This is a genomic window from Flavobacterium urocaniciphilum, from assembly GCF_900110615.1.
GTDB lineage: Bacteria > Bacteroidota > Bacteroidia > Flavobacteriales > Flavobacteriaceae > Flavobacterium > Flavobacterium urocaniciphilum.
Genome location: NZ_FOEI01000002.1, coordinates 399,018 through 411,500, shown reverse-complemented (window position 1 = coordinate 411,500; position 12,483 = coordinate 399,018). Strand labels below are relative to the sequence as shown.

Here is a 12,483-nt window from a genome sequence, read left to right as displayed (position 1 = left end):
TTGTGTTTATTTTTAGAATTCCAAATATACGGCGATTATTTTTAATTTTTCAACAGGAAATTGCTTTATATTTATTAAATCTTCAATTTGTTTAATTTCCCCATTCATGCTTCTATATGTTACGATATTCTTGGCTATGGAATAATTAAAATAGGGAAATTGCTGCAATTCTTTAATTGAAAGCTCATTGATTTTAATTTTCTTCATTCCAACATTTGATTTTACCTGAAATCTTTTATTCAAATCTTCTATTGCATCAGGCGATATTCCCCAAATAAAACCCAATTGTTCCATAGAAGCAAATGCTCCCAATTTTTCTTTTTCAGCCAAAATTTTTAAAGCCATTTTTTCACCAATCATGTATACTTTTTCTAATTCAATTTGATTGGCAGTATTAATATCTTGGACTACAATTTTAACTTCTTTCTTTTCATATTTTGGATATTTGTTTTCGAAGTTTGATTGAATTTTATAGGTAGATTTTTTTGTCACCCAATCTGGAAATTTAAAATAAGGAGCGTATTGTTTCATCCAAGCGTTAGAAACACCTGTAAGTTGTTGAAATTCTGCTTTAGAATTTACATATTTATTTTGATTACGAAATTGATGCAACTTATCAATTTGTTCGTTGGTCATACCCATTTTATATCCTTTATAATCGGAAATAAAATTAGGATTGAAGGGATACATTTTAGTTTTATTTTCTTCAGTACTTACTTTTAAGCTATCGACTTCATTTTGAACCGAAAGCCATTCTTTTTCTTCTTTAGATAATTCAACATTGTCTGTTGCTGAAGTTGTATTCCAATAGATTAGAAATTGCAACGCCCCAATTAGAAATAACAAAATTGCAATTCCTAAATAATGAGTTTTAGAAAATTTTAATAATACGAATTGTTTCATAGGATACATTTAATTGTTGTAAATGTCCATATGTAAACGCAAATTAATTTAAGCAAAAAGCTTAAACATAAAGTTTATTGAGGAAGTTAGTTATAAATCAAAAACAGAACTGCGTTTAGTATAGACCATATCTTTTAATTTCAACAAAAAAGCTAATGTTAGATACAATCCAAAACCTAAACCTACAGTAATAAACGAAATATAAACAAAAAACAATCGAACTTGAGTTGCTCGCATACCGAGTCTATCCGCTAATCGCGAAGCCACATAAAATCCGTTTTTTTCGAAAAAATGAAGTAAACCGTACATTTAATATTTAGAAAGTATAAAGATAATTAGTTTTTTAATAATTGCAAACCGACAGCGCATTTCAAGCAGCGATTTTTTTTACAATATTCATTTTTCAATTCTAATAACGACTGTGTTTCAAATGCACAAGAAGCTTTTACTTTGAATTCAAAAAACTTATCTATAATTGAATTTTTTTCTGGCGGAATACCTTCTAAAAGTTTGATTAAATCTTCAATATTCAATTTTCCTAAATTCTTTTCATAACAAAATTTTATAGGGATAATTGTATTGATAATCAGTAAATCGATAAATTGTTTACTTAATGTTTTCGATTTTGATTTACTTGTTTTGGAGAAATTATAATGATGTTTCCAATAATCAGAGGTGTCGCATTCTAACAACTTCTTAATTTCGACATAAGAATTAGCGAGGATAATTTGAGAAAACAAATTTTGCTTATTTGCAAAAAGGTTCAATAATTGCGATAATCGTATAGTTGGAAAATTATCCGGACGAAGTTGAAAAAATTGAGGTTGCTGAACCATTGTAGTGGGTACTTTATATTTCAATTTAAGATAATTCCAAATCTTTTTTAATCTTAAATAATAATCGTCTTCTATTGCTTCTTCCAATAAATGTAATTTCCCAAAAAATAAAGCTTCTAAATTTTCAACATGAAAGCTTTCTTTACGAATAATAGAAAAAGGAATCGATTTGGCTAACTCGTAAAAACATTCCCCGTTAGTATTGAGTCCGAAATTTTTGGCTAGCATTTCAAAAAACACAGCTTCCCAATCGAAATTCGTTTCAAGCAATCGTTTATCAATAAATTCAGATTTTCGTTCTAATCGATTTAAAAACAAACTTTCCAACCAATTATTCCAAATAAAGGCATCAATTTCAGAAATATGATTTTCACAATTGATCCAGGTTTTAGAAACAATCAAAGATTGATAGTTGTTGATTTCTGATAACGGAATATAGTTTTTCAATTCCAATGTAGGAATCTCAGAATTGTCTTTTCGAAAAACAGGAGAATCGTTTTCCCAAACTACGTGTAAAATTACATTATCGTAATTAGAATCTTTTTCATGATGGTGCGCATACCAATCGGAAGATTTAATATGGATTTCAATATTTCCAGCCCATTTTTGCTGGTCAATAGAAATTTGAGCATTAAAAATATCTGGACCAGCATTTTGCAAGAACTGTCCAAAATGATTAATTTCTAAATTTTCGTTAAGATGGGTTTTGAGCTGAGTAAATGGTAGTTTTTTATTTACCCATAAATAATGGAGAAATTCTTCATGCATGGCGTATAAATTTTAATTTGGCTTATAATAAAACAAATATAAAAAAAACGGATAACAATTTGCTATCCGTTTTAATATTTATAAGAAAATTCATAATACATTCCGAATCATACTTCATCGGAGCACTAGAACTGACGATAAAATTCTTATTTAATTGAACTAATAATATCGTGTTTTGTAATGATGTGATATTTATTATTTCCTAAATCCACTAATACTGCTTGATTGTCTTTACTGATTAATTTAGACACTTCATCAATTGGCGCCGCAGCAGAAACAATAGGATAAGGTTTACCCATTACATCTTTAATTGGCATTTCAGCAATATCTTTATTTTCGAAATAACTTCTAAACAAATCAGACTCATCAATACTTCCCACAAACCCTGTAGTATCGATTACTGGAATCTGAGAAATTTTATATTGTTTTAATCTTTCAATTGCATGAGAAACTAATTCTTCTGTACGAACAATTACTAAAGGTTTATCTTTATGTTCTTTAATTAAATCTTCTGCTTTTGTTATTTCTTCATCTAAGAATCCACGCTCACGCATCCAATCATCGTTATACATTTTACCAACATATCTACTTCCAGAATCATGGAATAGAACCACAACTACATCTTCTGGTTTGAAATGTTCTTTTAATTGTAATAAACCTTTTACTGCAGCACCAGCAGAATTTCCACAGAAAATACCTTCTTCCAATGCTAATTTACGTGTATAAACAGCAGCATCTTTATCGGTAACTTTTGTAAAACCATCAATTAAAGAGAAATCAACGTTTTTAGGTAAAATATCTTCACCAATTCCTTCAGTGATGTATGAGTAAATTTCATTTTCATCAAAAATACCTGTTTCATGATATTTTTTGAAAACCGAACCATAAGTATCTATTCCCCAAATTTTTACGTTTGGATTTTTCTCTTTTAAATATTTAGCAACACCAGAAATAGTACCACCTGTACCAACACCAACTACGAAATGTGTAATTTTCCCTTCCGTTTGTTCCCAAATTTCAGGACCTGTTTGTTCGTAATGCGCAATTGCATTACTTGGATTATCATATTGGTTAACATACCAAGAATTTGGAATTTCTTCACCTAATCTTTTAGATACAGAATAATACGAACGAGGATCAGTTGGTTCTACATCTGTTGGACAAACAATAACTTTTGCGCCAACAGCACGAAGAATATCTGATTTTTCTTTTGATTGCTTATCAGAAATAACAAAAATACACTTGTAACCTTTTACAATTGCAGCTAAAGCTAACCCCATACCTGTATTCCCTGAAGTACCTTCAATAATAGTACCACCTGGTTTTAATCTTCCATCTGCTTCAGCATCTTCAATCATTTTAAGAGCCATACGGTCTTTTACAGAGTTTCCAGGATTGAACGTTTCAACCTTAGCTAATACTAAAGCATCAATTTCAGCTGTTACTTTATTAAGTTGCACTAAAGGAGTATTACCAATAGTTTCTAATATGTTTTTTGCGTATTTCATTTGTCTTTTTAATTTATTTATGATCAAATGAATTCACCAATTTTAATTTAGTTTAAAACTCAATTTCAATGGTGATTTCATTTTATAATTTTTCTTCTATTTATAGTTTTTTATGTTATTAATACAAAGGTAAGCCGAATATATTTTGTTTAAAAATTCTATTTAAAGAAATTCCATTCTAAACCAAAACGAATGTGAAAATCTCTAAAAGGATAATTAGGAGTATTATAATAATTTACTTTAGATGCAAACAATGCGTTTACATGTTCTGCTTTTAAATAAATTCTAGTTTGACGAACTCGAGCGTTAACAAAAAAGTCAAACACTGGAAAATCACCAACCTTTGTTATGTTTTGAGTATAAAACTCACCAATTACGGGCACATAATCATCTGCAAAATATTTAGAGAAATAATTTAAAGTAACACCCGTTTGTAATAACATTGCTTTTTTAAAAACAGCTTTGGTATAATACAATGTATTTCTAGTAATAAATTGTGGAACATTTAAAACATTATCTGATTGTTCTACTTGTTGAAATTTCACTCTATTATCTAAAGCCCAGTTTTTATATTTAACTTCTTTTGCAATTTCTGCAGCAAAATATTGAATGTCTTTTTCATATTGAAAAGGTTTCACCACTAAACTATCTATTTTTTCTTCTGTATTATAGAAGAACAAATGATCACTTAAGTTGGAAAGTTGTACAAATGCTTCAAACCATTTGTTTTTTGTTTCTACTTTTAAAATGGATTGCTTTTCATTTTTAAATGAATTCAACCAATTATAGTTTGCATAATCACTCTGATTATATACAAAAGTATTGTCAGGTAATTTACTTAATTGTTGAGCTGAAATTTTAACATATTGATTCTCGTCAAATTTATATTTCGCAAAAGCTTCATAATTAGAAGTTGGCTTATTTGAAATAGCATTTTGCATTAAAATATGAAAATTCCATTTACGATGATCGAAATCATATTGCCCACCAATAGTATTAATTCTATTATGGAAATTATATGGAATAGAAGAAACATATGTAGTTTCTAAAGGAATTCTATAAAATTGGTTGTAAGAATAATTATCTATAAAGAAAGATACTTCACCTAAATTTTTTGTTTTAAAACTTAAACCCGCTTTATTATAAAAAACATCATAATTTGTTTTATTGTTTACGGAATTATATAAAGCTTCTCCTAATCTATCACTTTTAGTAAGTTGTATAAATTCAAAAAATTTATTCTCATAATACATTTGATGTTTAAGCACTAAACTATTACCTGAATTAAATTGATATGAATGATCTAAGAAATATCTATTTCCTTTAAGTTTAGAATACGCATCATTAAAATAAATATCAACTCTTTCTCTTTGATCAAAAGATGTATTAGTTCCGTCTAATTGTGTAGGATCAACAATTCCACCATTTTCTTGATTTAAAATATCTTGCCCAACAAAGTTTGCGTGCAAATAATATTTTTTATTTGGCGAATGATAACTAGTAATAAAACGAAAATGACCAGAACTAGTTAAATTATTAAAATAATCACCTATTGAACGAATTGATTTATAAGCTACCGTAAAATTCAAATTAGGCTTAGTATTAACAGATAGTAAGGCATCTAAACTTTGACCCTGACGCATCACTGTTTTAAAATACAAATCAGTTAATGGTGTAGGTACAGAATAATAATAAATATCATTATTATTTAAATACGTAATATGTTTTGCATTAAAACCAAATTGAGGCAATAGGAAAGAATTCTTTTTTGAGAAATCTAATTGATTATACAAATAGGCTTCATTTGCAAATGAAAATAAACCAAAGTTATCTTTTCTTAAATAATTGTACTTGTATTCATCTTGAATAGTTAAAGAAGTATCTATTGCAATACTATCTTTTTCCAAATTGAATGTTTTGTATAACTTAATTTCTGCTTTTAGTTCTTTAACCAAAGTTGTATCTTTTTCTTGAGCAAAAGATAAAATAGGTAAAAGAAATAACACTACTAATAGTTTTCTCATTATTGAATTTTAAAGAACAAATGTAATGAGAATTTGTGTAAATAAAAAAACCCCGATACAATCGGGGTTTTAATTTTAAATTACTAAAAATATTAGTAACCTGTATTTTGAGACATTGGATTTACAGTTACTTCATTTTGAGGAATTGGTAAAGTAAATCTATAGTCAGTAACATTAATGTTAGCTGGATTAGTAGCTGAAGCATTAACAGAGTCTTGAGGGTATCTATCAGTTGAAGTTACACCTGCATCAGCACCTAAACGTTTTAAGTCGATGTATCTGTGACCTTCAAAAGCTAACTCTTTTCTTCTTTCTAATAAAATATCAGCATAAGCAGCCATATTTGAACCATAAACTGGTAATGGAACAATACCTGCAGCAATATAATTTCTTGCTTGTCTTACTTGTTGAACTAAAAGAGCAGCACCTGGTAAATCATTAGCTCTAGCTCTACATTCAGCTTTGATTAAATACATTTCAGAAGTTCTGAATACTTTTAAGTCATTAGAACCAGCATTACCTGTTTTTCCAGGATATTTATCAATTACAATTACTTCACCATTTTTAGTAGCAGTTGCAGGAGTTGCAGAAATAGTAGATGTTCTATCAACGAAAGACCATCTTCTGAAATCTTCAGCACCACCACCTAATGGTTGAGAATATAAATCAAATAAAGTTCTACCCATATCAAATAATGGACCACCACCTAAATTCGATTGATTAGTATTGTACTGACTACCAAAGTTTGCATTATTGTTAAGTCTTCCTAATGAGAAAATCATCTCACCTTGAGCAGAAGCTTGATCAACCCACATTCTTCTATATAATGGAGCGTTTGTTGCAGATGCAGCAGCAGCTTCCATAGCAGTTAAAGCAGTAACTTGCCCAGCCGTATAAGGAGGGATTACACTTGTAGTTTGAGGAATATTAGCAGAGTTACCAAATGTACAAGTAGCTAAAGCAGGACCATTAGCAATTGCAGCATCAGCATATTGTTCAGCTAATACATAATTTTTTCTGTACAAATACATTCTAGCACGTAATGCATTGATAGTATTTGAATTAAAATATTTCCAGCTATCTGTACCAGTAGTAGCAGTAGAAATATTATTTTCAGCAAATAATAAATCAGACTCAATTAATCCAAAAACTTCTCCAGTAGTAGCTCTTGGGTTTAATTGTTGAATAGTTGGAACATAATCCATTTTCATTACACCTGGCGCGTTATTATTACTCATATCTGGAGAGAAATAAGTTAATAATTGGAAATGACAAAATGCTCTAATAGCTCTTGCTTGCGCTAAAATATTATTATAAGCAGTAATATCAGCAGGAGTTGTAGGATTAACCAATTGAGCTCCTCTAATTAATCTATTTGCATAGTTAATTGCTTGATAATGTTGGCTCCAAATTGCAGATGCATATCCATTTGTAGAAAAGATAAAAAATCTTTGTGTATCATTAGCAAATCCTGCACTACCTAAACCAACTTCATCAGTTAATAAAGAAGATACCATGATATCATTCTGAACAGATACTCTATCGTAAACTTCATTTAAGAACATTTGCATATTCCCAACATTCGTAAACAACCTTTCATCATTTAATTCACCATCTTGAACAATATCAATTGCATCGTCACAAGAATAAAATCCTAATGAAATTAAACCTATTAATAAAAGTTTTTTTAACATAATTTTAATTTTTAAAAGTTAACATCTACACCAAAAGTGAAGATTTTTGGAGTTGGATAGTATCCTGTTTGACTAGATACAAAACTTTCTGGATCAAATCCTTTCCATTTTGTGAAAGTTAACATGTTTTCAGCCATAACTCTAAATCTAACTTGTTTTAAGAAAGTTTTATTTAAGAATTCATTTGGAACACTATATCCAACTGTAAGATTTCTTACTCTAACATAAGAAGCATCTCTTAAGAATCTGTCAGAAATATCTCCAGAATCAAAGTTTGTTGCTGCTAAAGCAGGTACATCTGTATTTGTATTGTTTGGAGTCCAAGCATTAAATAAATCTGTAGAAACTGGGAATAAATCTGCATTTCTGATATCCATTAAACCATTGTAATCTGTATCATATTTCCATGCTCCAAAAGAGTATGTAAATAAAGCATCAGCAAAGAATCCTTTGTAAGAAGCATTGAATCCAAAACCACCTGTATATTTTGGTATTCGGCTTTTCTTAGTAGCTCTACTATCAGCAACAGTTGGAGATTCAGTTTCGTTACCGTTAATATCTAAGAATAATAAATTACCATTTGCAGGGTTAACTCCTAAATAAGGAACAGCAAAGTATTCGAATAATGGACCACCAATTCTAGCAATATTACCACCATTAATAACAACACCATCTCCGTCGATATCTGAAGCACCATGAGTTCTGTAAGCAGATCTATTGTATGCTCCATTTGCATTAACCGATAATTTGAACTTAGTATTTTTTAACACATCATATTTTAATGCTAACTCAATACCTTTATTCTCAATATCTCCATCATTTGCATTAATATTAGGAATACCATTTGCAGAAGAAATAATTAAATTTTTATATAAATCTGTTGTTCTTTTGTTATAGTAATCAAACGATCCTGTTAATCTTTTGAAAATACCAAAATCAACTCCTAAATCCCATTGAGCTGTTTCTTCCCATCTTAAATCTCTATTAGCATAAGATGATACTCCAAAAGATGAAGAACCTAAATATCCGGCTTGAACAGAATTTAAATCTCTAACTGCTTGAGGTAGATTAAAAATAGTAGAAAGATTACTATCAATACCTCTAGCTTGAATGTTTTGGTTACCTGTTAAACCATAAGAAGCTCTTAATTTTAATTCGTTCATCCAACTCACATCTTTTAAGAATGCCTCGTTTGATAAATTCCATCTACCAGCCACAGACCAGAAAGTACCCCATTTGTAATCGTCTACGAAACGGTAAGTAGCATCACGTCTAATTGTTGCTGCAACTCCAAATCTCTGATCATAATCATAATCAACAGATCCAAAATAAGATAATAAACCAGCATCTAATTTAGACGCACCAACTGAAGGAGCATAAGAAAGTGGTAAAGCAGTAGTATAAGTTACATAACCTGTTCCAGCACCTGGTTCCCATGTTAAAGGATTTAAACCAATTTGTTGGTAAACATAAGATTTTCTATGTGCTTTAACATATTCTTGGAAAACAGAAGCTTCAACAGTATGTTTTTCTAAGAATGTTTTTTTATACGTTAACTTGTTTGTTAAGTTGAAAGAAAACTCAGAAGTAGTACTTTGATTTTCTAAACCATGGAAAGGTTGACCCGCTCCAGAAGCTCTTACGATAGATAAGTATGCATTTGGACCAATTGCAAAGTTTCTTTTATCGTCAGCAAAATCAATACCTGCTACTGTAGAAGCTGTTAAGTTTTTGCTTAATTTATAAGAAGCATTACCTGTAACAATTGTTTTAATTTCATTAAAGAAACTTGGCGCATTATTTCTTCCAAATAAATCCATTAACATATAAGGAGTCATATCCAATGCAGGGTTTCCTAATTCATCAAATAATTGCTGACCTCCTTGATAGAAACTTGGATCAACGAAAGCTGGAGAATTAATATATCCTGTTAATGGGTTTTGTAAAACGTTTGAGTTAATACCCGCTCTTGTTTCTTGCTCTAACTGATTTCTTTTAGAATAAGCACCAAAAACATTTAAACCATAATTAAATTTCTCATTCGTACTTTTTCCATTAAAATTACTTCTAAAAGTAAATCTTTTAAAATTAGTAGTTGGCACGATACCATCTTGATCAAAATAACTTAACGAAGTATAGTTATTTAAATTTTCACTACCAGCTGAAAAACTTAAATCGTGAGATTTAGTAGTACCTGTTCTAAAGAAAATATCTTTCCAATTTGTATTAACTGAATACGCCTCAAGATTAGTAGGATCTACAGTATGCGTATAAGCACCACCTAAATAAGACCCAGTAACAGCAAAAGCACTTCCTAAAATACCAACACCTTCATTAAAACCTTTTTGTTGTAATTTTAAATGATCAATAGCGTTTGGTAAATTATAATCATCACCTCTAAACTCAGTTAAACCATAAGATGAAGAGTAATTAACTGAAAAAGATTTTCTAAAAGAACCTTTTTTAGTTCTAATACTGATTACCCCGTTTGTAGCTCTGTTACCATAGATAGCAGTTGCAGCAGCATCTTTTAAAACAGTTACAGATTCAATTTCGTTACCGTTTAAGTTTCTAAAGAAAGCTTGTGTCATCGGAACTCCATCTATTACATATAATGGATCAGTAGAAGCGCTCAATGAACTTACCCCTCTAATGATAACATCAATTTTGTTAGTACCTGGCTGACCTGAGAAAGAAGAAATATTAGCTCCAGCAACTTGTCCTTGTAACGAGTTTAAGAAGTTAACATTTGGTCTGTCTTCAATTTGCTTAGCATTAACAGTTGATTGAGATACTACAGAAGTAGCTTTTGTAGTACTTTTATAACCACCATCTACTACGATTGTCTCAATAACTTTTGAAACTGATGTTAATGTTACATTAACTGTATTAGAAGCACCAACAGTAGCCGTTTTAGTTTCTTTCTCTAAATAAGAAAATTCTAAAACATCTCCTTGTGCCGCTTGAATAGAGAATTTACCATTCTCATCTGTTTGAGTACCTTCTTTAGTACCCTTGATAATTACAGCCGCTCCTTGTAAAGGCTTCCCTTCACTAGTAACTGTACCTGTAACAGCCTTCTTTTGCGCGAAAGAAAACTGCATTGTTAACGCCACTAATAGCGTAAAAATCCATTTGAACTTCGATCTCATATTAATTTTATTTGAGTTAGTTATTCCGCAAACTTCTTAATAATTTCTTAAATAAACAAATAATACTTCGGAATATTATCAATTTATTTGTGTTAAAATTTTTTAGCTAAAAAAATTAGATTGCCGAAACAACTACATATTAGATGATAAAAAGTGTTAAAGGTTGCGTTAAAAATGTATAATTTTGCAAAAAATATTTTATGTTAAAGAAATGTTATAACGATTTTATAATTGAATGCGGCACAGACGAAGCCGGAAGAGGCTGCCTTGCAGGCCCAGTAACTGCTAGCGCTATAATTTTACACAACCCTAACATTACCTTAACAAAAGCTCAAATTAAACTTGAAAAAATAATATTCAAGTCGATTAATGACTCCAAACAACTTTCCGAAAAAAAACGTTTTGAACTCAGGCCAATTATTGAAGAATTATTTGATTTTGCATTTACACATATTCACAACGAAGAAATTGATGAAATAAATATTTTAAACGCTTCTATGAAGGCTATGCAAGAAAGTGTTTTAAAATTGAAAACTTTACCCCAACATATTATAGTTGATGGAAATCGACCATTAAATGGCAAATTAGGCAAAAAACAAACTATTGGAAAAATTTTCAATGCCACTGAAATTGAAATTTTAAATTCCATTCCTAATACATCCATAATTAAAGGTGACGCTAAATTTTTAAGTATTGCAGCTGCTTCAATATTAGCTAAAACCTATAGAGATGAATTTATGGATCAAATCCATGAAGAATTTCCAATGTATAATTGGAAAAAAAATAAAGGCTACCCGACAATTGAACATCGAGAAGCCATTAAAAAATATGGAATTACGAAATATCACAGAAAAACATTTCGTTTATTACCTGAACAATTGGTATTGGAATTTTAAATCAATTCTGCTTCAAATAAATTTTGAAAATGCTTTAAAATTTTTTGTTTCACTTCTTCTTCATCTACAGAAGCTCCTAATTCTACATGCATTGAGGTTACCGCTTTACCACGAATACCACAAGGAATAATATTATCAAAATAGCCTAAATCTGCATTTACATTTAATGCAAATCCATGCATGGTTACCCAACGAGAAGCACGCACACCCATAGCACAAATTTTTCTTGCAAATGGCGTACCCACATCAAACCACACTCCTGTTTCACCTGGACTTCTTTCTGTTTTTAAACTGTATTCAGCAAGTGTTAAAATTATCGCTTCTTCTAACAAACGTAAATATTTATGAATATCCGTAAAAAAGTTTTCTAAATCTAAAATAGGATAACCTACAATTTGACCAGGTCCGTGATACGTAATATCTCCTCCTCTATTAATTTTATAAAATGTTGCTCCTTTTTCTTCCAATTGTTTTTCCGAAAGTAAAAGATTTGAAAAATCTCCACTTTTACCTAAAGTATAAACATGCGGATGTTCTACATATAAAAAATAATTTGGAGTAATTATTTCAGGATTCTCTCTTTTCTGAATTTTTAAGTCGACAATTTTTTGAAAAAGTTCTTCTTGATAATCCCAAGTATCCTTATAATCTTTATTTCCTAAATCGAATAGTTGAATTTTTTTATTCATAATGCAAAGTTGC

General features: G+C 29.9%; 9 protein-coding genes. 1 reads left to right on the top strand and 8 read right to left on the bottom strand.

The genetic code is table 11. The features are described from left to right. Nucleotides 1–12: 12 nt before the first annotated feature. The 7 genes from BMY86_RS06000 to BMY86_RS05965 form a co-directional block, all read right to left on the bottom strand. Nucleotides 13–903, bottom strand: a complete 891-nt coding sequence (locus tag BMY86_RS06000) for a ComEA family DNA-binding protein (RefSeq protein WP_245745608.1) — start codon at nt 901–903, stop codon at nt 13–15. Between the two features lie 90 nt (nt 904–993). Next, nucleotides 994–1,212 (bottom strand): PspC domain-containing protein, encoded by a 219-nt coding sequence (locus BMY86_RS05995; protein WP_091466457.1) that lies wholly within the window; start codon nt 1,210–1,212, stop codon nt 994–996. A gap of 26 nt (nt 1,213–1,238) precedes the next feature. After that, on the bottom strand, nt 1,239–2,507 hold the full coding sequence (locus tag BMY86_RS05990; RefSeq protein WP_091466455.1) for a DUF2851 family protein: 1,269 nt from the start codon (nt 2,505–2,507) through the stop codon (nt 1,239–1,241). Nucleotides 2,508–2,653: 146 nt separating this feature from the next. Beyond that, the gene (locus BMY86_RS05980; RefSeq protein WP_091466451.1) at nt 2,654–4,015 is read right to left on the bottom strand and encodes a pyridoxal-phosphate dependent enzyme; all 1,362 of its coding nucleotides are present in this window, start codon (nt 4,013–4,015) and stop codon (nt 2,654–2,656) included. Between the two features lie 158 nt (nt 4,016–4,173). After that, nucleotides 4,174–6,039 (bottom strand): putative porin, encoded by a 1,866-nt coding sequence (locus BMY86_RS05975; protein ID WP_091466449.1) that lies wholly within the window; start codon nt 6,037–6,039, stop codon nt 4,174–4,176. 92 nt (nt 6,040–6,131) lie between these two features. After that, nucleotides 6,132–7,733, bottom strand: coding sequence for a RagB/SusD family nutrient uptake outer membrane protein (locus tag BMY86_RS05970; RefSeq protein WP_091466447.1), 1,602 nt, complete (start codon nt 7,731–7,733; stop codon nt 6,132–6,134). A gap of 11 nt (nt 7,734–7,744) precedes the next feature. Beyond that, nucleotides 7,745–10,885: a SusC/RagA family TonB-linked outer membrane protein gene (locus BMY86_RS05965; RefSeq protein ID WP_091466445.1), complete on the bottom strand. Its 3,141-nt coding sequence runs from the start codon at nt 10,883–10,885 to the stop codon at nt 7,745–7,747. A gap of 200 nt (nt 10,886–11,085) precedes the next feature. On the opposite strand from BMY86_RS05965, the gene BMY86_RS05960 reads away from it, so the two are divergent. After that, nucleotides 11,086–11,781, top strand: a complete 696-nt coding sequence (locus tag BMY86_RS05960) for a ribonuclease HII (protein WP_091466443.1) — start codon at nt 11,086–11,088, stop codon at nt 11,779–11,781. On the opposite strand, the gene lipB is transcribed toward BMY86_RS05960, so the two are convergent. Continuing rightward, nucleotides 11,778–12,470 (bottom strand): lipoyl(octanoyl) transferase LipB, encoded by a 693-nt coding sequence (lipB, locus tag BMY86_RS05955; RefSeq protein ID WP_091466441.1) that lies wholly within the window; start codon nt 12,468–12,470, stop codon nt 11,778–11,780. The two genes, BMY86_RS05960 and lipB, sit on opposite strands and share 4 nt — an antisense overlap. Nucleotides 12,471–12,483 lie beyond the last annotated feature (13 nt).